15 protein-coding genes are annotated in these 21,616 nt (G+C 57.2%); 4 read left to right on the top strand and 11 right to left on the bottom strand.

Annotated elements, in window-relative coordinates; genetic code table 11:
- Window positions 1–17: 17 nt before the first annotated feature.
- Both FHS27_RS06795 and FHS27_RS06790 read right to left on the bottom strand, forming a co-directional pair.
- Window positions 18–1,427, bottom strand: a complete 1,410-nt coding sequence (locus tag FHS27_RS06795; RefSeq protein WP_184303449.1) for an HTTM domain-containing protein — start codon at window positions 1,425–1,427, stop codon at window positions 18–20.
- Window positions 1,424–2,287, bottom strand: a complete 864-nt coding sequence (locus FHS27_RS06790) for a hypothetical protein (RefSeq protein ID WP_246419222.1) — start codon at window positions 2,285–2,287, stop codon at window positions 1,424–1,426. Before FHS27_RS06790 ends, FHS27_RS06795 begins: the two co-directional genes overlap by 4 nt.
- A 203-nt stretch (window positions 2,288–2,490) precedes the next feature.
- Between FHS27_RS06790 and FHS27_RS06785 the strand changes: the two genes are divergently transcribed.
- Both FHS27_RS06785 and FHS27_RS06780 read left to right on the top strand, forming a co-directional pair.
- Window positions 2,491–3,513 carry an SPFH domain-containing protein gene (locus FHS27_RS06785; RefSeq protein ID WP_173405350.1) on the top strand — a complete coding sequence of 341 codons (1,023 nt, stop codon included), beginning with the start codon at window positions 2,491–2,493 and terminating at the stop codon, window positions 3,511–3,513.
- 26 nt (window positions 3,514–3,539) lie between these two features.
- The gene (locus FHS27_RS06780; RefSeq protein ID WP_009101577.1) at window positions 3,540–4,412 is read left to right on the top strand and encodes an SPFH domain-containing protein; all 873 of its coding nucleotides are present in this window, start codon (window positions 3,540–3,542) and stop codon (window positions 4,410–4,412) included.
- A gap of 87 nt (window positions 4,413–4,499) precedes the next feature.
- Here FHS27_RS06780 and FHS27_RS06775 read toward each other — a convergent pair whose 3' ends face one another.
- Complete coding sequence (locus tag FHS27_RS06775) at window positions 4,500–6,842, bottom strand: RNA polymerase sigma factor (RefSeq protein WP_184303447.1); 2,343 nt, start codon at window positions 6,840–6,842, stop codon at window positions 4,500–4,502.
- A 255-nt stretch (window positions 6,843–7,097) separates the two neighbouring features.
- Entirely contained in the window at window positions 7,098–8,510 is a 1,413-nt protein-coding gene (locus tag FHS27_RS06770; protein WP_184303445.1) for a Gfo/Idh/MocA family protein, read from the bottom strand.
- Window positions 8,511–10,025: 1,515 nt separating this feature from the next.
- Here FHS27_RS06770 and FHS27_RS06765 point away from each other — a divergent pair.
- Window positions 10,026–11,078, top strand: a complete 1,053-nt coding sequence (locus tag FHS27_RS06765) for a hypothetical protein (protein ID WP_184303443.1) — start codon at window positions 10,026–10,028, stop codon at window positions 11,076–11,078.
- Between the two features lie 270 nt (window positions 11,079–11,348).
- Window positions 11,349–12,827 carry a hypothetical protein gene (locus tag FHS27_RS06760; RefSeq protein WP_184303441.1) on the top strand — a complete coding sequence of 493 codons (1,479 nt, stop codon included), beginning with the start codon at window positions 11,349–11,351 and terminating at the stop codon, window positions 12,825–12,827.
- A gap of 244 nt (window positions 12,828–13,071) precedes the next feature.
- Here the strand turns inward: FHS27_RS06760 and FHS27_RS06755 are convergent, their stop codons facing one another.
- The 7 genes from FHS27_RS06755 to FHS27_RS06725 form a co-directional block, all read right to left on the bottom strand.
- Window positions 13,072–13,695: an HAD family hydrolase gene (locus FHS27_RS06755; protein ID WP_184303439.1), complete on the bottom strand. Its 624-nt coding sequence runs from the start codon at window positions 13,693–13,695 to the stop codon at window positions 13,072–13,074.
- A complete protein-coding gene (locus tag FHS27_RS06750; RefSeq protein WP_184303437.1) occupies window positions 13,692–14,972 on the bottom strand; it encodes an NAD(P)/FAD-dependent oxidoreductase in 1,281 nt (426 codons plus the stop codon). The genes FHS27_RS06755 and FHS27_RS06750 overlap by 4 nt, the downstream gene beginning before the upstream one ends.
- A 213-nt stretch (window positions 14,973–15,185) precedes the next feature.
- Window positions 15,186–16,841 (bottom strand): putative manganese-dependent inorganic diphosphatase, encoded by a 1,656-nt coding sequence (locus FHS27_RS06745; RefSeq protein WP_184303435.1) that lies wholly within the window; start codon window positions 16,839–16,841, stop codon window positions 15,186–15,188.
- Window positions 16,838–17,401 carry a flavoprotein gene (locus FHS27_RS06740; protein WP_184303433.1) on the bottom strand — a complete coding sequence of 188 codons (564 nt, stop codon included), beginning with the start codon at window positions 17,399–17,401 and terminating at the stop codon, window positions 16,838–16,840. Before FHS27_RS06740 ends, FHS27_RS06745 begins: the two co-directional genes overlap by 4 nt.
- Window positions 17,398–18,351 carry a sugar phosphate isomerase/epimerase family protein gene (locus tag FHS27_RS06735; RefSeq protein ID WP_184303430.1) on the bottom strand — a complete coding sequence of 318 codons (954 nt, stop codon included), beginning with the start codon at window positions 18,349–18,351 and terminating at the stop codon, window positions 17,398–17,400. Before FHS27_RS06735 ends, FHS27_RS06740 begins: the two co-directional genes overlap by 4 nt.
- A 45-nt stretch (window positions 18,352–18,396) precedes the next feature.
- Window positions 18,397–19,914, bottom strand: coding sequence for a rhomboid family intramembrane serine protease (locus FHS27_RS06730; protein WP_184303427.1), 1,518 nt, complete (start codon window positions 19,912–19,914; stop codon window positions 18,397–18,399).
- 262 nt (window positions 19,915–20,176) lie between these two features.
- Window positions 20,177–21,493, bottom strand: coding sequence for an adenylosuccinate synthase (locus FHS27_RS06725; RefSeq protein ID WP_173405347.1), 1,317 nt, complete (start codon window positions 21,491–21,493; stop codon window positions 20,177–20,179).
- Between the last annotated feature and the right edge of the window lie 123 nt (window positions 21,494–21,616).

Genomic DNA, 21,616 nt, shown 5'->3' with positions numbered 1-21,616 from the left:
AACCGTCTGTCGCGTTATTAAGAATCCTTGCGTTCGGTCGGGTTCAGTAGGTCATATCCCGACAAACTGTCGTCGATGTGAGTCTCCAGGTCATCATGGCTGTCATTTAATCCGATTCCGGAGAGTTCGATTCCTGACTGATCAAGAAGTTTGTCGCCGCGTACCAACGTGCCGTCTTCGAGTTTGGCACGAATCTTTGCCTTAGTGGCTTTGATACGATCGTTGCGTTCCTCGACTTTTGCTTCGCGACGTTTGAGTTTGTGATAGCGTTTTCGAAACGCCTCTTCTCCCTTTTCGAGATCCGCGAGGCGTTTGGCGATTTCAGCCTCGGACGCTGACGCAGTTGATGGCGAGGCCTTATCGGACGGCGACGCGATGATCACACTGGCCGTCGAAGCATCTGAAGTCGGGCCCATCCCTGCCATGGCCACGTTCGGTTCGGGAACCTCGATTCTGCGCCAACGCCGGATCAGCAATGGGCTGACGAAGATTCCGTTGGCCGCGATCATCATTAATCCAAACGTCGCCATGCCGAGGCCCAAGGCAATGCCCCCGTGGACGGCAACGGCGATCGCTAACGTGATCGGACGTGTCCACCGTGGCCAAACCAACGCACAGTAGAACACTTCCCAAAAAAGAGTGACGTGCGTCAGCGCCGTGAAGAAACGTGGATACGCAGCGAGGAAGGTGACATCCAGCGATTGGTATTCATAGTTGCCGATCGCGTACCACATGGCAGTTCCGTCCCACCAGAGTTGGCCGCGCGCTTTGGCTAATCCACCGAACAGGTAGATCACGCAGAGGTGAATTTGCAGCAATCGTGTGGCCACATTCGCCGATACACTCGGGGCATCACTTGGGAACAGCCATTTGAATTTCTTCGAGGTCGATTCGGATCCGGCTGAGAAACGACGCCGCAACCACGCGTCCACCGAAAACACCGCCCCGCACGGAGCGAAGGCGAGGTACATGGCGCAGTAGGTCACGATCTGATCGAGGCCAAAAAGGCTGCCCAACAATCGATGGATCAACATCAGTTGAAACCACAGCGCCAACGGTCCGGTGATCCGTGTCAGGAACCCGACCATGAACGATGCCGAAACGAGGATCGTGACGAAGTGATGCACTCCGATCATCGCGGGGCTGTCGACGTTCCAGAGGTAAGACCACGCCGCGGTCGGTTCACCCAGCGTTCCGTCGTGCAGTGCGCGTGACGCGTCGTTGTTGATCCAGGCGTCAACGCCCAAGAACGATTCCAAATTGGTCGCCAGGACGACGTGCGAGTAAAGCAGCATCGCACCGGTGATGATGCGCAGGACCGCGAGGGTTTCGACATGCCGCGCGGCAAACCAAAACTCATCCCAGGAATCGAGAAACTCGCTAGCGGAATTCTTTAGACGTTGTTGGAGGCTGGTATTGGAAGTCATTGTGGGCTGACTCCTTCGGAGACCGGAGGCACCACGGCACGTTGGCGATCGATTGGTACTGTCGTCTCTGAATCACGTTCGCGTTCGTCCGTGGTTTCGGACGTTTCTGAACGATCGCGAATCGGTTCGCCGGAAGGAGCGGGGACGGTTTCACGCGGTTCAGGTTGCGGCAAATCTTGCGGGAGCACTCCGAGCAATGTGTCTAGTGTGATCGGAATGTCTTCGAGCAAAACATAGGTCGGTGGATCGTTCAGCGGTGTCGGTTCGTTCGCGTACGGAACGAAGTCCGGAATCATGTGTTCGAGCCGGTCAATCTTGACGTCCTGCGCGTCAAACTTTTTCTGCAGGTGGCGGATCATCGAATCGGCAATCATCTCATAACGTTGTCGGCCCATCCGCCATGCTTTGAGTTCTTCGATCGGCAAATCCGAGCCGACCAATTTCGCGGCTTCGCCGGGCAAAGCCGGTTGGTAGGCGTCGTTCAAAAATTCGGCCAACATGAAATGCCGGTGGTAAAGCAGGCGCGGCCACTGATCATCCAGGCTTGGATACAAACGCGTTTCGACGTTCGCATCATTTGCTTCGGCGGAGTCGTTTTCGCCTGAGGAGATCTCGACCCGCATCAAATGGCTCGGACCCGGATCGGGCGCAAAGAATGCGTACCCGCGATCGAGGTAGAGGAACTGTCCGTACGCCGCGAGCGGTGATAGCAGCAGCGAAACCGAGGGCGAAAGACCGCGTGGGCCGCGACTTTGAAACGCCAACGGAGGCGCGATGACGGCGGACAAATGGGCCAGAATCAATAGACTCAGTACGATTCTCAGCCGTCGCGAGATTCGTGGAGAGGTCGGAGGGGACAAGCGAAAACCGGTCGATAGTGGGCGTTGACGATAGTCCTTTCAAAATAGTCAGTCGGGCGACGATGTATAGCCGTGACATTCGGGCGTTTGGTCGCGTGGGGCCAGTCTCCGCAACCCGTACCGCGACCTCGGGGGAACGTTACAATCCTAACTCACGCCCCCTTTCGGGGATGTTTCGCCTTCGACAAACCAGTGAGTGCATCATGTTTCTATTGTGGTATGTTTTGGGCCTCGCGGCCTACGCCGCCTTCCGGACCCTACCTGGCTGTCTGTACACGGTTTCGCCTGACCAGCGAGCGGTGAAGACCCGATTCGGCGCCGCCGAAGTGCTGCCCATGGTGGCTGAGTCGCCCGACATCGCGCCGCCAATCGATCCCTCGCTCAGCAACGAGGAACGCGAACGCTACGCGTACCCGCAGGTTCGCGTTATCGGACCTGGTGGTCCCTATTTCAAATTGCCATGGGAAACAGTGCACCGCGTCAGTGTTGCCACCCACGCGGTTGATCTCTCATGGGACCCGTCGAAACGCCAGGACACAATCGAGGCGGTGACGAAGGATAACTTGACGACTGGCGTGAACGGCCAAATTCGATACCGGATCAGCGAGAGCAACCTGTACCCGTTTCTGTTCGGGGTCAAGAGTCCGCTCGAGCATGTGATGGGGTACTTCGTTTCGGTGTTGCGAGAGCGGATTGCCAATTTCACCGATCCCAAAGGTGCGAGTTTGCTCAGTGCAGCCGAAGAGGAAGAAGTCGATGAAAGCCAAGGGAAGGGTAGTGCGGTCGAATTGTCCGAGGGCGTTTCGATCAATGATCTCCGTAAAAACCTACCGCTACTCAATCAGTACATGGAAGAACAATGTCGTTCGACCACCGGACGGTATGGGATCGAACTCGATGCCGCGTTGATCACCGAAATCGATCCGCCACCGGAAGTCGATCGGGCGTTGTCTGCGATTAACAGCACGCGCAACCAAGTTGCCGCTGACATCAGCACCGCGCGTGCGGACTCCGAGCAACAGATCACGATGAGTGCTCGTGCCGTTGAGATCGCGACCAACAACGCGCAAGCCGAAGTGGCACCGCTGCAGGAACTCGCGGGGACCTTGGGAACGATTAAGAACGAAGGAGGATCGTCATGTTTGAAAGCCTATTTGCGAAACGCGAGGGTCCCACTCTATGGGCTCGCTTCACGTGTTGTCCTCAACAATTCGCGTTCCAAATAATCCCAACATTCTCATAGGCTAATTCCATGCAAATCTTCTTATTTATTCTCGGTGTCGCGACGATCCCGATGATTCTGACCTTCGCCCGCGCGTTCGGGATTTACACCTGTGTCAACGAATGTGAGGCTCAGGTCTTCACGCTCTTCGGCAAAGTCATCGGTACGCTCAACCGGTCCGGATTGCACTTTCCGATATCGCACTTCGGTATGCGTGCGATGTTGATTCCATTCTTTGGAAAGCGATACGTCGTTAGCACGGCATTGCGTCAACATTACCTGCGCAGCCAAATGGTGAACTCGGAAGAGGGAACCCCGATGGGTGTCGGTATTTGGTATGAAATGCAAGTTGCTGACCCCGTCGCCTACCTCTTCATCAATGCCAATCCTGATGGATCGTTGCAAGCGAACGTAACGAGTTCGACGATCTCGACGTTGAGCAATCTGGAAATGGAAACGATGCTCGAGGACCGGCACAGTCTCAGTCGAACGGTCCGTCAAGCGGTTTCGCCGCTATCGGAAAAATGGGGTTACCGGCTCGGGTCGGTTTACATTCGCAAAGTCGAATTCACCGACATGCAGATGGTTCACAACATCACCGAAAAGGTCGTCAAACGGTTGGTGCAGGTGACCAGTGCGATGAAGCAGGACGGCGAAAACCGCGTCGGACTGATCAAGAGTGAAACTGCGTTCAAGGTCAGCCAGAAAATGGCCGAGGCCGCTGCGGCGCGTCCGGAAATTGTTGGTCAGAAGCTGAACGAGATCGGGAAGAAGGATCCCGAAGTTCTCGATACGGTGCTCGAAGTCATGGAGATCAACCAGTTGCTCGAAGCCGGTGCGTCGATCGACATCCTTCCCGAGTCGAGCAACGTGCTCGTGCAATTGGGCAGCTCGAAGGAGTAGCCGATTTTCGGAGTCCACCACCATCTCACGTGAGTCCGTCTCACGTGAGATCGGACGTGGCGTACCGAGTTCGCGACGCGGTGGAAGTCAGAACATTCCACCGCCGCCCATTCCGCCGCCCATTCCGCCGCCCATTCCGCCACCCATTCCGCCACCCATTCCGCCACCCATTCCGCCACCCATTCCACCGCCCATTCCGCCACCCATTCCGCCACCCATTCCGCCACCCATTCCGCCACCCATTCCACCAAATGGGCCGCCTCCGGGAGAAGACGGTTGGGTTGCGATCGGATCAGGGCCGAAGTGCGTTTCTCGGAGCGATCCCATGAAGGATTCAATTTGGTCGTGAGTGGATGTCGTCGTGCTGATCAACAACGCAGGACGGCCCTGCGAGCCATTGCCGATCGGCATGATCGTGCTCGAGCCACCGAGTGCTTCCCATTGATCCGGCTCGAATGAACTCTGAATGAGTTCGATGACGACGTTGTAGTCACCACGCGGTAAACCGGTGCCCTCGAGAAAATAGATTCTTGGTCGGAGCTCGGTTCGTGCGTCGTCAAGAGTCGTGATGATGATGGCTTCGTCACGCACGGTGTACGTCAATTCGAGCGGTCGGAGGATCGAGTTGAGCACGACTTCAACCGATGCGCTTCGGCCATCCTCGACGGGCGGTTTGGACTCGATCGCTTGCGTTTTTCCAGTGGATGGCTGCGGTTTTGATTTTTTCGATGGTTGTGTGCTCGTTGATCCAAATGGGTCGTTGGATGGATCGAAAGCGGTAACCGGTGTCACGGTCGGTGAAATCCCAGAATAAAACTGCACGGGGGTGTCATCGGTAAGACCCTCTTCTTCTAACGCGTTTAAGTTGATCCGGATAGGGAATGCAGTTTCACTCGCCAAGTGGGCAACGGCTTCGACTAGAGGTGTATCGACAAAATCGACGGCGACTTTGGTCGCCAGGACTTCGTCGACTTGTTCGACGAGTTCATCGGATAAACCAATCCATTTGTCAGTCGAGATTCCACGACGGGTGAGTTCTGCGAAATCGGCGGTGATGACGAGTCCTTCGTCTTGAACCTCGGCGCGCAGGCCCAGTGGTTCGAGTGTTTTACGAAGGATGGTTCGTAGCGGTTGTTTGTCAGTCGAGATGTTGAGAGCAGTGCCTGTATCCAAAAGGTCGGTGAGGCCGATCGCACGTCGGTCGAGTAGGACAGCGATTCCGAGTGCGCCTGACAAGGATTCATCGAGATCGTTGAGCGAACAGGTCAGATCGATGCTGACCACGTCATCCATTTTTTCGGCCACGGTGTGGGCAACGTCGGTGCGATGCTCCGGTGCAGGGGAGGGTTGCCGTTCGGGATTCGATGGAGCGTCTGTCGGTGGCGGCGTTGTGGCGAACGATGCAGCTTGACCGACCACGAGAGTCGCCGCATCGGTGTCGCCGTTTGGGATTTTCGAAATGCGAACGGTCAGTGGCTTGCCGTCGGTCTCCCCAAAAGCGGGAACTTGAGTCAGCCAGATGCCTACCAGCGCAGCCGAGGTAAGGCATCCGGCGGTTGCCCATGAAGCGATGCGAATCATTGGAGTTCCTGAAGAGAGAAGAGAAGGAATGTGGAGAGGTTCTTGGCCCGCTGTTGCGTTGGTTATCGAGGACGCGTCGGACAGGTTGAGTTCAGAGGGAAGGGTACGGCGGGCGGCGTCGGCAGCGATCGCGTCCGAGACACGGAGAGTTTGAGTTGCGGCGAAGGCCATCACCGGAACGATGCCGCGGTGTCTCAGCCGACGGGCTAAAACTTGTTTGCCTCGTTGGACGTGGCCTCGGACTGCTCCCACGCTCGATTCAATTCGTTGGGCAATTGCCTGGTAGCTTTGCCCATCGATGAGATGCATGACGATTGCTGTGCGGTAGTGTTCCGGCAATTCGGCGATCTCTTCGTCGAGCACGGCGGCCTCGTGGCGTCGTGTCAATTGCGTCAACGCTTCGTCGTGCTCGCCGGGGATCTCATTCATCTCGTTGTGACCCAGATTGGACCGACGCATGTTTGCGGTGCCGGCCCCACGTCGTTTTCGCATTACCGCACGACTGGCGCGAGTCGCGACCCGATGGAGCCAACCGGCGAGGCGATCAGGGTTGCGAATTCGATTTGCCGATTGAGCCAAGCAGACCCAAGTGATTTGAAACGCATCATCGGCGTCCTGCTCGCTGAGGCAATGACGACGGCAAACGCTCAGTACCAACACGCGGTACCTGCGAACAAGTTCGTCTAACGCCGCACGGCATTGATCGTCCCGCCATCCGATGAGGAGATCACGGTCGCTCAATCCGGAGAACATTGTGTCGGTCGAATCAACGATCGGCGGAGGTTCTGGTGATGGGGGCGGCAGAGGACGCGGCGGCGCGGTCGGCGGGTGAGGGGCGTTCGTTTTCATGGTATCTAACTACTAGGGTATCGAAGTCAGATGCCGGCGCGCTGAATTTGCTTTTTTTCGATTGATTCCTCGGTTTTTTTGGCTTGCCGATGGTTGAGCACCACTGTCGGTGCCGGGGACATGTTCTTGTTAGATGTTTTCTTGCTTTGCGGGCAACGTCTTGTTTCCAACGAAAAACGGGACTGGTCTGCGATAGCAAGCCAGTCCCGTGAGTCGATCTCGTTGAATTATTCGCGTCGAAGCGAACCAGGCGTGTTAGCCGAGTTCCCAGCCTGATCGATATTCGCGTTGGACGAATTGGTTGACGGATTCCACGTTAGGGCTGGTTAAGTCCTTCGCGTTCCATTCGATCCGTTGGCCTTCGCCGGCCCGCATGGCCAAGTTGCCGACCAGGATGGTTTCGGTCAGGCGACCCGCGTAGCCGAAGTTGGCCATCGTTCCGGGTTCGTATTCGCCCTTGATCGTGCTGACGAATTCCCATTTTTGACGTTCGTCACCGGAGGCTTTGAACGGGATCCGCGGCAACGTTTGCTCGGGCACCTGGTAGTCTTCGTATTTGTCCTCAGGCAACAGGTAGTACTTCGCGCCGTAGTCATCAGGCGAGAACAACAGTCCCTTGCTGCCGACGACGACAGCACCGGACATTTTCGGGCCGCCTTCGCGTTGTTTTGCGATTCGTTTTTGGAACGATTTCGGCAATTGCGAGATGATGTCGTCCGAAGGAAGGTTTCCGCCGTCGTACCAGTAGAACTTACATGCGGGCAGTCCTTCACGTTCTGGGAATTCGAACATCAACGCACTGCTCGCAGGGAACTGTTCGCCTTCGACGATGCCAGGGTTTTTCACCGCGGTCACGGCGACCGGGTCCCACAGTTTCAGTGCCATGACGGGCATGTTGGTCGTGTGGCAAGCCATGTCCCCCAACGCGCCGGTGCCAAAATCCACCCAACCGCGCCAGTTGAACGAATGGTAAGCACCGGAAACAAATGGACGCATCGGTGCAGGGCCGATCCACGCATCCCAGTTCAATGATTCCGGAACCGGATCCACTTTGTCGGGACGTCCGCCGCCCTGTGGCCACACGGGACGGTTTGAGAAGATGTGAACTTCGCTGACGTCTCCGATCGCGCCGCTGCGGATCACTTCGACGGCTTCCCGCAGTCCATCTTCGCTGGTGCCTTGATTACCCATTTGGGTGATGACGCCCGTTTTTTCGGCGGTTTCCCGCATCAGTCGGGCTTCCCGGATCGACCAAGTCAGCGGTTTTTGGCAGTAGATATGTTTGCCCATGTTCATTGCCCGGACGCAGGCCGCGGCGTGAACGTGGTCTGGGGTGCTGCAGGTGACGATGTCGATCTTGTCGCCGAGTTTGTCGAGCATCTCGCGGAAGTCATCAAATTTGGCGGCGTCGGGAAATTCGCGTCCCTTCTTAGTCAATGTGTCACCATCGACATCGCAAAGGCCGGCAATGCGAACGCCTTGGTTTCCGATGTGACTAGTGTCACTGCCACCTTTTCCTCCCACACCGATACAACCGGCTGCGAGAGCGTTAAGTGCGGATTCAGGTTTCGTATCGGAGGCGAGCGACGTTCCGGCCCAGTAACCGACACTGGCGGTCACGGCTGCGGATTGGCCCAAGAAACGACGACGATTAGTTCGGTTGGTCATGCGAGAATTTTCCATGTGGTGAGCGGGTAAGGAGGGGGGGGTGGTGGGAGGTCTCCGGAGACAAAACGCATTGCTTGATCCGAAACCCAGGAGGCGGAAGATCGCTTGATCACAGATGTCGAACGATTTTCCGATGGTGCCCAGCTTAACAAGCTGCGATGCCCTCGACAATCAATAGGTTTGCAAAGCGACCGGTGTCGCCGATCCGAAGTGGAGCGATCGTAATGGCGGGATGCGGGAGGGGAATTACCCTACTCCCAGTGGTTTGCCACGGATTTGCTCAATCCCAAAACGCATCAGATTGGCGTCCAAGGCGGGGTTTTTCCGTGATTGCGTGATTTGACGCTGCCGTGAGTTTGGGGATGCATTGTAATTTTGAAGCTGTGTCGGTATTTCGGCGCGACCGCGTGACGCCAACGAAAAAACCCCGTGTCGGATCAATTCCGAGCACGGGGTCATTGTTAGGTTTCAGTTTCGCCGTCGAGCGGGCTTAGTCGAGTAATGATCTCTTAGGAGCTCGCCCTGCCGGGAAAGTGAAGTTCTCAGTGGCATCCGCAAGGTGCTTCGCAACCGCAAACTGGCTCGCAACCGCAGGTTGGTTCGCAACCGCAAGCTGGCTCAACGATTTCGCAGCAGCCGGCGTCGCAGGCGCTCTTCTTGCTGAACATGCGAGCGAAGAATCCACCGAATGGGCGGCAAGGTGCCGAGTCGCAGCAAGCTGGCTCGCAACCACAAACTGGTTCGCAGATTGGCTCGCAACCGCAAACTGGTTCGCAAATTGGCTCACAGCCACAAACTGGCTCGCAAACTGGCTCGCAGCAACCGGTGTCGCAGCAGCTCTTCTTGTGGAAGAGGCGTTGGAGCAAGCCCATCTTTGGTGCACAGCAAGGCTCTGCTCCGCAAACTGGTTCGCAGCAAACAGGCTCGCAACCGCAAACAGGCTCACAGCCACAAACGGGCTCACAAACTGGTTCGCAACAAGCGGTGTCACATGCGGATCCGCAACCGCCGAACAGGGATTTCAGGTGGCCAAAGGCGCTGGCGCTGGAGGCGTTTCCGGCAAGCAGGGCAACGGCCAAAACAGCTGGTACAAGAATACGACGCATCGTACAGGTCTCCGTGGAATTTTTTGAGAGGAAGGTTTCGATCGCCACACGACGGTTATCGTTTCGATTGGGAGGGTCAACGACGACGCTGTGTGATTTGCGTTCTCGGTAAATTGAAAGCAAGATACCGTTGCACAAGTAGGTATCGGACGGCATGAGTGTTTCGGCAGCATCAAGTTTGCGAAATCTAATCGGAATGGCTCAAGACCCTGCAGACTGTAGGATTCGCAACGCATTGCTCGATCGCTACGGATCGACAAGGCCGCTCGAGGAATCTGAATGTTTTTGAACCCCAATTCGCTTGACGCGCCCACAATCGTATGCACCACTGAAGTTCCCGGTGGTCTTTGATCCGATTCGGCGTCCCAACCCCAACGCACCCCAAAAACTCACACGCATCTAGGCAACAATGAATCTTCTTCGCTGCGGCGCCGTTTCCGATCCCGTCTCTCACGTGACGCTACCTGCAATCTTATTGGCGACGTTCTTGGTTTCCTTCCCGGTGGCCCATCGAGCGTGTGGAGAACAAACCGCTGCGCCGGAGGCCGCCTCAGCGGATGCGGCGGACGAACGATCGTCTCAAGAAAATCTGTTGCGGAAGATGACAACCGAGGGCATTGAACTCACCAATGACAAATCGTTTGTGTTGCCGGAGCCCAGTTTCGTTTCGGTCACCGGCGAGCCCGCCGACAGCCCGTCGGCAATGAAGGCGTTGGAGACTCTTGCGGGGCGACATGGTGTGAGCCGGTTCACGCGGGATTCCGTGGTGGCGCCGATCTCGGTGCAAACCGATTCGATCAAAAATGATGAGGGCGATCGCATCGGGCATTTCATTGATGTCGCGTTCGTCGTCCATCAGTCGATTGCTGAAATTCGGAAATCGGAAGCGCTCGAGGACTTTAAATCGGATCCAGATTCGCCGGAGAAAACGATCGAACTGAGCGACCAAGACAATCCGGAGGAGTTGGAGAAGAACAAAACCCGGTCACTGACCAAACAGGAACTCGCTGATTTCAACGTGACCCTCGACGGGCAGTACGAGGCTCTCGGATATCTGCAGATGCCGTTGCTCAGCAAGGTTGTCGTTCGTGGGGTCGCTCGGGCGAGACGTTCGATCTGGTCGACAGATGACGAAACCGCTCCGATCATTTTGACTTGGTTGTTGGATTCACGGTTCGGTTCGCCAACGCCGGATCCGGAATCGATCTCGAATCAATGGCGGGCGATTGAACGCAATTCCGTTGGCGAGAAAGAGCTCGGTCCGCCACATCCTTATGCCGGTATGGGGGGGTACGTCGCGATCACTCCGGTGCCGGGACAAGAACAAGCGTCCATTATCCAACTCCGTTTCGTTCTTCACGAACCCCACGATTGGTTCGACGGCCGCAACCTGCTGCGGAGCAAATTGCCGATCCTCATTCAGGACCGAGTCCGGAATCTGCGGCGTGAGCTGCAGGACTGAGCGGTTCGCTTTCCGGCAGAACCGACGAAATTGGGGCCGCGCCGGCCGCTGGCCGGGCCCGTTCAGGGTGGGGGTGACGCGAGCGGAGCATCCGCCGATCGTCGGCTGAACGCCAAAACCGGTGGAATCGGCAAACCCTGAACCTGAAGAGGGAGTGATTCGTAAAGAAAATCCGCCGCCGAGCGTGTGATTTCGATATTGAGCGAATACAATTGGCGGTTCTTCTCGTCTGACGATAGACCTTTCTCTCCCTAAAACCCAACGCCCATCATGGCCGCACGCGACGATTCCGTCATCCGTGGCAGCTTGATCGCTTGCCTGATTTTCTTGGTCCTTTCTCTGGCCTTGAATTTCTTCCTGTATCGCTGGGGCAGCGTCGAGTCGCTTACCGCAGTAGCGTCCAAAGATCGCTTGACCTCCGCTCAATCGGAACTGCAAACGCTTCAGAGCCAGGCGACAATGATGAAGGCGATGCTAGGCGTCGGTGGATTGACCCAAGCTCAGTTCGACCAACTGACCTCGAGCACGGGCGGGGACCCGGACATGGAAACGATCGAACGGCAGTTCGCCCGTGATATGTCCTATTTCGGTCCTGAAGTCGATCCGCAAAACCGCAACTATCCGAACCTCCCCGAGGTGCTCGTCAACGCGATTCGGTCCCGGAACGTTCAGTACGGTCAAGCACGTGATGAAGCGACCAAGATTCGGGTCCAAACGGCCTCGGAAGTGGATCTCGCGCGGAAGGCACAGGAGCAGGCTGAATCGGACAAAGACAAAGCGAACAAGCAACTCGAAGTGGAGATGTCAAAGTACGCCGAAGACCGCGAGAAGATGAAGGAGACCGGCGAAAAGAACAAAGACACGCTCCTGCAAACCTCGAAGAAGCTCAACGCACTGAGCAAAAAGTTGCAGACCGAACTCGCCAACTTCAAAACACGTGAAGACAAACTGCTCTCGACAATCAACACGCAATTGATCGAGTTGACCAAACTGCGCAGCGATAACTTCGAAAGCACACAAGGTGTGATCACGTACGTCGTCCGCGACGGCAACGTGGTGAACATCAACTTGGGATCGTCCGAAGCACTCCGTCCTGGCGTGACGTTTGGAGTGATCGACGGCGACGAAACCCGCCTGCAAGATGCCAAAGTGAAAGCGACCATCCAGGTCACGAAGATTCTCGGCGAGCATCGTGCCGAAGCCCGTGTCGTTGCACGTCCTGAATTCCGCTATCCGATCATCTCGGGCGACAAAATCTACTCGCCGTTCTGGTCACCAGGCCGACGCGTCAAGATTGCGTTGGGATGGAACATCGATCTCGATGGCGATGAGCGACCTGATACCGAGGGTGTCGCCTCGATGGTGCGTGCCGCGGGAGCGGAAGTCGCCGCGATCCTGCAGCCCGACTTGAGCACCGATGGTGATTTCGACAGCAGCGTCCGATTCCTCGTTCTCGGCGAACCACCTGAGGCTGATGGCGAAGCCGATGCTCGCGAAGTCGTGGCACTCGGCCGAGCGAAGACGATGGCCAAGGAACTCGGTGTGACCGTCATCCCGGCGTGGAAGCTGCAAGCTTATTTGCGAACGATCGACGATTCGTTAACGACCCCGTTGGGATCGGCCGTCCGCGGCAGCGACTTCGCTCCAGATCCATCGGACGCACCCGGTCGTTTGCCAAACAACCTGCCTTCGATCTTCCAGCAAGACAACTCTGGCGTGCAAACGACGAACGAAATTCTCGCCCCTTAGATGGCCTGAATGAGTCACCGGCATTCTCTCGGGAATGTCGGGCTCTCGAGAATATCGGTAGCCCCCGCGAGAGAGCCGGCGGGGGGCGTGAGAAGGTGCCGCGAGTGGGTGGCCCCTTTCGCGGGTGACATTGCCGATTTTGAGTTCGCTACTGACTTGCGTTTGCTGCAACGAACGCCGCGTCACCCTTGGCTCGGTGGACGCGGCGCGAAACCTGCCCGCGGTTCTGTTAGGACTCTGCGGCTTATTTTCCGTTTGCCGCGACGGTTGGGCGAACGTCGACGAATTGCATGCCGGCCCGACATGCGGCGTCGAATCCGAGTGGTGAATCTTCAAAGACCAGGCAACGCGTCGGATCGACGTCGAGCAATCGGGCGGCGAGCAAGAATGCGTCTGGTTCCGGTTTGTGCAGTTCGGTGTCTTCGCTCGTAACGATGGCGCCAAACCAGTCGAACGTTTCGATTTGTTTGAGTTGACGCTCGACGATCGGACGGATTCCACCGCTGGCGACGGCCATCGGCATTTGGCCACGGTGTCGGGCGGCACAATCGCAGACGATCTGCAGCGGTTGCAGTTCGCCCATCAAATCCTCAAAAGCATCTTCTTTGGCTTGAGCGGTGGCGTCGACATCCACACTGACATTCTGTTCGCCGCACAAGATGTCGATAATCTTGTCCGTGGGCATGCCGCCCATCGAATAGAACCGAGGCTCGGGGAATTCCACGCCTCGTGCCAGCAAAGTGTCACGCCACGCGCGGTAGTGCAGTGGCATCGAATCGGTGAGGGTGCCGTCACAGTCGAAGATCAGAGCGTCAAAGCGTTCTGAGAGGTCGTCCTGCCACCAACGCAGTTCATTGAATTCGTTCAAGCGTTCATCTCTTTCGCCGCAGCGATTTTTTGTTGCCGAGTGTTTTCGATACTTTGTTGCATGTCGGGGAACATGCGCCCGGCATCATCGGTGAAAACGCGTCCGATTAAAAGGTCCGTCACATTGCCTCGATACTGAGGGAACTCTCGCATGAACCGGCCGATGCTGAAATCTTTGTCGTAGAATGCATGCACGAGTTTGCGGATTCGTTCGGCACCGGCTTTGAATTCGGGAGCCCATTTGCCGAGTTGGTCGCCCGAGAGGTCGTTGTTTTGCAGACCCTCGACGACGGCATCACCCGCCCGCACACCCATCTCTAAGGCGAAATACACACCGGACGAGTACACCGGGTCGATGAATCCGAACGCGTCACCGACGAGGACCCATCCCGGCCCGGCGTGCTGTCGCGTCATGTAGGAAAATTCTTTCGCCGTTGTGAATTTGCCAACGCGGGTGGCGCTGCTTAGGCGTGGGATCAGGCCTGGGCAACTCGCGAGTTCCTCGCCGAAAATTTCTTCCGGTGTGCCTCGGCCCTTGAGCAGATACTCATGATCGGCGACGCATCCCACACTCGTGATGCCGCGAGATTGTGGGATGAACCAGAACCACGCGTTTTTGTTTTCGCTGTTGAGGATGATCGTGGCGCCTTCGTTGTCCCCATCGCCGCGAATCGCGTCTTTGTAATACGTCCAGATTGCAGCTTTCTTCAGGTTTGGGTTGACCTCTTTGAGACCGAGGCGACCGGCGATGAAACTTTGTTGTCCGGTGGCATCAATCACCACGCGGCATTCGATCGTGTGGTCTTCGCCTGCCGCATCACGGACAACCACACCGGTCGCGCGAGGTGGCGTGTCGGGAGAGTCCGCAGGATCGAACTTGACTTCGACGAGCCGTGTCCGGTCGTGGCAATCCGCACCCAATTCCGCGGCCCGGTCGAACAGCATCTTGTCGAATTCGCTTCGTTCGACTTGCCATGTGGTGCTGCACTCCCGTTCGTCGTGTTCACGGAAGAAAAACGGTTCGGACTCTTTACCTGTGTGCGTCACAAATTGAACGCTCTTCTTCTGTTGCCATCCAGACGTTTTCATCTGGTCGATCAGCCCGAGACGTTCGAGCGGCCAGTAGGCCTCCGGCATCAGGGATTCCCCCACGTGGAAACGTGGCACGGCCTCACGTTCGATTAACAAGGTGCTAAGGCCAGCCGAGGCAACGATGGAGGCAGCGGTTCCGCCGGCGGGGCCCCCGCCGACGACCACACAGTCATAGGACGTTTTCATGGTTTAACACCGGTTCTCAAAATCATGGTGAGAGGATTTTAGGATGTTCATCATCCGATAGGCATCGCAACTATATCCGCCGAGGAAGCCCCCCGGTGCGTCGCTGTATGCCTTGCCATGTGATCTGCGTGGGTGTGGCGGTCGTCGGACCCGAGAAGGCGGGTATGGGAGAGCCCAGTACGGAATGTTCGCGTTCGGCCCATACCGCCGTGTTTACGACGGGTGAGTGGCGGTTTCGAGCAGGCTGCTGATCAGGGGCAGTAATTGCTTCTTGCGGCTGACCACGTTGTCGAGTTTGTAGAGATTGTCTTCGAGTTGTGGGTAATTGATCTCATCCCAACCGTCGGGTTCTCGGCTCATGAGCAACAGGCTGCCGTTGCTGGAAATGTCCGTGACGAGCAGGGCCGAAAAGTCCAAATGGTTTTCGGTCGCGAGTCCGCTGAGCGCTTTGGCGAGTTCGGTTTGTCGCTGCCAAAAAAGGTCGAATCCGATTTCCTCGATCTGTGAAATCGAAAAACGCTTGCCCCCTTCTTCGAACTGCTTGCAGTCTTCCCGCACCACTTTTTCCGGAGTACACGTACGCAGGGCAGAGCCGACTTGGAAAAAGTCCGTTGCGAACTGCTCGAGCGAAAGGTTGCAGAACGTTTGCAGCCACGCGAGGATGTCGCGGTCGACGTCCGTCGTTGTGGGCGAACGCAGGTAAAGCGTGTCGCTGATGATCCCTGAGGCCATGCAGAGAGCGATGCCCGGTTCGGGTGTGATGTTCGATTGGCGGAACAGTCTCGCCACGAGCGTGCAAGTCGAACCGACGGGATCCATCGTGAACTTGATCGGACCGGTCGATTTTAGCGATCCGCCAAGGCGGTGGTGATCGAGCACCTCGATAATGTCGGCTTCGTCGGCGCCCTCGACGGCTTGTCCCATTTCGTTGTGATCAACGAGGACGAGTTGCGGACGGGGCGGGTGGACGAGGTCACTCTTGCTCAGCACGCCGATGAGTTTTTTGCCATCGGTGACGGGGAAAACCGGTTGGGCGGAGCGGAAGATTTGTTGTTTTGCCGTCGTGACCGGCATCTTCGCCGGCAACGATTCGAAGTCCTTGTCGATGGCATCGGCGATCACTTGGGCCGCCTTGATTCGCATCGTCGTCGTTGCGGTGTCGAGTTCGCTCGTGATCACCGCGACGCCCCGGTTTCGTGCCAACTCCATCAGGCCGCTCGACAGTTCGAATCCGCCGGTGACGACGAGGGCGCGAACGCCCATTTCGAGCGCGGGCAACTGGATCGTCGGTCGGTCACCGCTCACCACGAGAAGGCGGTCGACGGGGTACTGGCTGAGTCGATCGGTGAAACCGCCCGCGCTCATCGCACCGACGGTGACGATCAGGTCTTCGGTCTCGTCCGGATTCACCGCGTGCTGGAACTCTCCGCCGAGCACCGAAACGATGCTGCGAAGGGTCGAGCGAACACCGCGTGATTGCCCGCCGTCGACGCCGCCTTTGAAAACCAGTTCGAGCAATTCGAGCAGCGTTGCCAAACCGATCAGAGTGTCGTTTTCGTCGAGAACCGGGATCGATCGGAGCCCGTGGGCGTTCATCAATTTGTAGACGTCGTAGAAAACGTCGTTGGGTCTCGCGAAGATGACTTCACGGTTGCAGATGTCGTCGAGTTCAGGGCGGACGTCCATGATGATTCGCGGCATCGCGAGTTTGGCTTGCCGGAGGGCGAACTCGGTTCGCTCATTCGGGGCTCCACAACAGGCGGCGACGGCATCAGGGCGTGTCGTTCTTCGTAAGTACTCGGCGTAGGCGAGTGCACTACAAATGGCGTCGGTGTCGGGATTGCGGTGTCCGAAAACATGGACGGTCATGAGCGTTTCGTTATTGCAGAAAAAAATGTATGGATTTCGTCGACAATCTTAGTCGGTTCGCTCATTCGTCCAACACCCTGGACACGACAACTCAGCCAACCTTTTTCGGGGCCGATGATTCGGCAGCCATCGTTGCGAAGCGTCTCGATGTTGCGTTGGACAGCCGGTTGGCTCCACATCGGGTCGCTCATGGCCGGTGCGAGCAAGACGGGAGCGGTATTCTGCAGATACAAGGTGCTGAGCAAGTCGTCGGCCTGGCCATTCGCCAATCTCGCCAGGACCGAGGCCGTCGCCGGCGCGATTACCATCGCGTCCAGGTCAACGGCCAATTCGATGTGTGCCCCGAGTGGGTAGCGCGGGTCGAACGATTTTGTCGCGACCGGTCGCCCCGACAATGCCGCCAGAGTCGTCTCTCCAATGAACTCCGACGCCCCCGCGGTCATCACGACTTGGACGTGATGACCGGCTTGGGCGAGTTTGCTGCAGAGATCGGCGGCTTTATACGCGGCAATTCCGCCGGCGATACCCAGTAAAATCCGTTTCGCGGGTGTTTGGGTCATGCTAGTTTTGCTCGGACTCGTTCGAGCAATGACTTGGTTGCCCGGATGCCTGCGTACTCGTCGAGTTGGCCACCCTCGTATTCGATGCCCACGTATCCGTGGTATCCGAACTCCATCACGATATCCATCATCTTGAAGTAATCCGTGTTGGTCTCGTTCCCTTCGGCGTCGAAGTTGTGCGTTTTGGCACTCACAGCTTTGGCGTATGGCATCAAGGCTTGTACGCCCAGGTAGCGATCGAACGACAGCGGATCGTTGCCGCGACGGATATCGAAATTACCGAAGTCGGGCAGCGTGCCACAGTTATCCATTCCGACTCGCTCCATCACCACGGCCAGCCAAGCACCGTTGCTGCTGAGTCCGCCGTGGTTTTCGACAATAACGTTGATGCCGTGCGGTGCCGCGTATTCGCAGAGTTGGCTGAGGCCGTCCGCGGCGTAACCGATTTGCTCGAGATAGGACCCGCCGCTCGCCGCGTTGACTCGAATCGAGTGGCAGCCGAGGAATTTAGCCGCGTCGACCCACTGGTGATGGTTCTCAACGGCTTTTTTGCGGCCAGCTTTGTCAGGGTTGCCGAGTTGCCCTTCGCCATCGACCATGATCAAAAGGCTCTTAACGCCTTGGTCTTCGCAGCGTTTCTTCAGGTCGCCGAGATAGGCTTCGTCGCGGGCCTTGTCTTTGAAGAATTGGTTGACGTATTCGATTCCGTCGATGCCGAAGTCTTCTTTTGCGATTCGAGGGAAGTCGAGGTTGGTGACCCCTTTGGACGCATCGCGGAGCGTGCGGTGCAGCGACCATTCGGCGAGCGAAATTTGGAAGGGAGCGTCATCGTGCGAGTGACTGTGTTCGCCTTCGTGAGCAGCAGCGAAGCGTGGCGCGATCGCGCCAACGGCAGCAGTGGCGGCCAGGGTTTGCAGAAAATTACGGCGGGGCAAGGCGGGAGTCGTCATAGTCATTCGCTCTTTAGGGTGGGGGAGGCGGGAGTTGGTACGATTCTACTTCGGTCCGTCGGGTTTGGCGATAAGTGGAGGCGGTTGAACGCCACATTGCTCAAGTAATGCGTTTCGGCGAGTGATGATTTTTTTCTGGGCTTCGGACAGGCGTTCGGCGCCCGCGGCGGTCTCTGCGGGGAAGCGGATTTTTCTGAGCGTTTTGACCGCTTCACCGGGCAGACGCATGACTTTCAATTGAATTTGGGCGACCCGAATCAACGCGTCTGCCGACATCGGTCCGCCATGCTCGACAATTAACTGCAGCGGAGTCAACGCGGGCAGGTACTTCTTTTCAGACGCCAGTAGCGAGGCGAAATCAAACAGAGTTTTGTCAGCGAGTCCTGGGGCCAAGCCGAGTTGTTGGAGTTTTCCGAAGTGTTGCTCCGCGAGCATCAGGCTGCGGGTCGAGAGGGATTGCCGCAACAGCATCGCGATGCGGTTGAAGTCGGGGTGGGCTTCGGCGATCTGTTGAGGTGACGGCGGTGGAGCGGGGGCTTTCCCTTTGAGTCCCAGCAGACCTCGGCGTTTTCCTTTGCCGTCCTTTCCCGAGTTAGGCGTTGGTGCCGTGGTCGTTGTCGCGGTCCCCGCTTGGCCACTGTTGTTTCGCGGGGCGATGGTGGTCGCTTCGCCTTTCGCGGATCGTGCCATCGTGGTTGATCTGGCCGCCATGTAGGATGCGTTGCTGGTCGATGCCGTTGATGACGTTGCCAATGCCATCGAAACCGCATCGTGCCGCACGTCGACCTTCTCAGCCAGTCGCTCTCTTCGCTCGTCACTGCACAAGAACGTGTATCCGTGCAACCATTCGTTGCGCGAGATGATGTCCCAGTCTTCACAGTCGACCCATTCCATTCGCAGCATCACGAACGCCAGCACGACACCAATCATCAGCGACATCAAGTGAAAACCGGCTTGCCAAACGAGTAGTCCGAGAAAGAAGAACATGATCAATTCGATGAAGAGGTACGCTGTCGCGAGTGTTGCAATCTTCAGTTCGGTCATGATGCCGCCACCCATCTTTCCGAGTCGGGGGACGAGCAGCAGGAACATGCAGTTCATCTCATTCTCGGGAGCCCACATCAGTGCCATGGCCATCATCACGTAGATGCCGTTGTCCGCCCCTACGGCGGTCATTTCGCTGACCGCGGGAACCGCAAACGACAGGGCGTAGAAAAGGCACTGCGCGAGAGCGCCACAAAAAATGTGGGTGGCGAAATAGATGATGCTGAACAGCAACCCGCCGATTTTGCCCTCGATCACCAAACCGAAGCTCCACAGGAACAGCATGTTGACGATGAGTTGGAATGGATGGATATGCAAAAAACAATGCGTGATCCACTGCAGCGGATGGATGCCGTCAAAGGTCAGTGCCAGCCATTTGACGTCGTCGAGGCTGAGGTTTCCTGTCGCCACCTGGATCGTCGTCGCGGTGTAGGCCATCACGTTGAGTGCCACGATCGTTCCCGTCGCGATCGGGTAGTGATAGATCGGCGCGTCGGTGGAGTACGGGAAGAAAAGCACGACGAGGTTCCTTGCGGACGTGGCGTGTTCAGCGATCGGTGCTCAGTCGGCGTTCCACGCATTGGTGTATCAAACGCCGAGAGTCCAGTGACTTTGTCTGCGAACTCAGTCTAGCGTGACGGAGTTGCCGGTGTCACTACTTTTGCCGCATCCGTGAGTTTTGCACGTCCGTCATTCACGCCAGGCTAAGGTGCATGCGCAAAAGAAAGGCGACCGGTGTTGAACGCCGGTCGCCTTTGAATGAGTGCGAGTTGAATCGGTGTTATGCCAATCCCATCGCGGCGGCTTCTTCGGTGAAGATCGTTTGAGCTCGGTCGGGGCCGACCGAGAGAATGCCAACGGGCACGCCAACGAGTTCTTCGATTCGTTTCACGTAGGCCAGAGCTCCCGGTGGGAAGTCGGACATGCTGCGGGCGTGGTCCACGGGGCTGTTCCAGCCTTTGATCGTTTCCAGGACTGGTTTGCAGCGGCGGAGTTGGTCGGCGTGGGCGGGAACGTGATGGATTTCTTTGCCATCGAGTTCGTACGCGACACAGACTTTGAGTTCTTCGAAGTGAGCGAGAACGTCCATCATCATCAACGCCAATCGGCTGACGCCGGACAGGCGAGCGGTGTAACGAACGGCGACGGCGTCAAACCATCCGCAGCGTCGTGGTCGTCCGGTGGTCGTGCCGAATTCGTTTCCGAGTTTACGGATCTTGTCGCCGGTTTCGTCGTCGAGTTCCGTTGGGAACGGTCCGCCGCCAACGCGAGTGCTGTAGGCTTTGCAGACACCGAGGACGTGGTCAATCCATTTGGGAGGCACACCCGCGCCGGCGCAGACGCCGACGCCGCTGCTGTTACTGCTGGTGACGAACGGGTACGTCCCGTGGTCAATGTCCAGTAGCGCGCCCTGTGCGCCTTCGAACAGCAGGGTTTGGTTGGCTTCCGCCGCATCGAGGATCAGGTCCGTGGTGTCGGCGATCATCGGTGCCAATCGTTCGGCCCACGATGCTGCCAAGGGCACCATCTTCTCCGGCGAGATCGATTCGAGTTCTTCGTCCGTCGCGCCGAGTTGACGCAGTAGCACGGTTTTCTGTTCGGCAACCGTTGCGATCCGTTCGTCGCGTGATTCTTCGATCAAGTCAATCATGCGGATCGCGTGGGTGCGGCCGACTTTGTCTCGATAGCACGGGCCGATGCCGCGGTTGGTCGTTCCGATCGATTCGCCGCGAACGCTGACTTTGTTGATTGTCGCGTCTTCGATCATGTGCCATGGCATGACCAGGTGTGCTCGTTCGCTGACCTTCAAGTTGTCGGCAACGTTGATGCCGCGTGGGGCCAGCCCGTCGATCTCTTGCAGCATCGTGGTCGGGTTGATCACGACACCGGGGGTGATGAAGTTTTGCACGTCGCCGTGGAGGATTCCCGACGGAATGTGATGCAGTTTGTAAACCTCATCACCGGCAACGACGGTATGTCCGGCGTTGGCACCGCCCTGATAACGGATCACACAATCAAAACGAGGCGCCAATAGATCGACGAGCTTACCTTTCGCTTCGTCTCCCCACTGCAAACCAATGACACATGTACCGGACAAGAGAGCTTCCTTCGGATGAAATATGACGTAACAGATAACGGGTCACAGGCGTTCTCGCCCGTGACCCGAGGGCGGGTGCTTCCGGTGAAGGAAGCGTTCGATGATTGACGCCGCAGATCTTAT

The organism is Aporhodopirellula rubra, from assembly GCF_014192335.1.
GTDB classification, from domain to species: domain Bacteria; phylum Planctomycetota; class Planctomycetia; order Pirellulales; family Pirellulaceae; genus Rhodopirellula; species Rhodopirellula rubra.
Note: the sequence above shows the minus strand (reverse complement) of the source record. Positions and strands in the feature narration are given on the sequence as shown.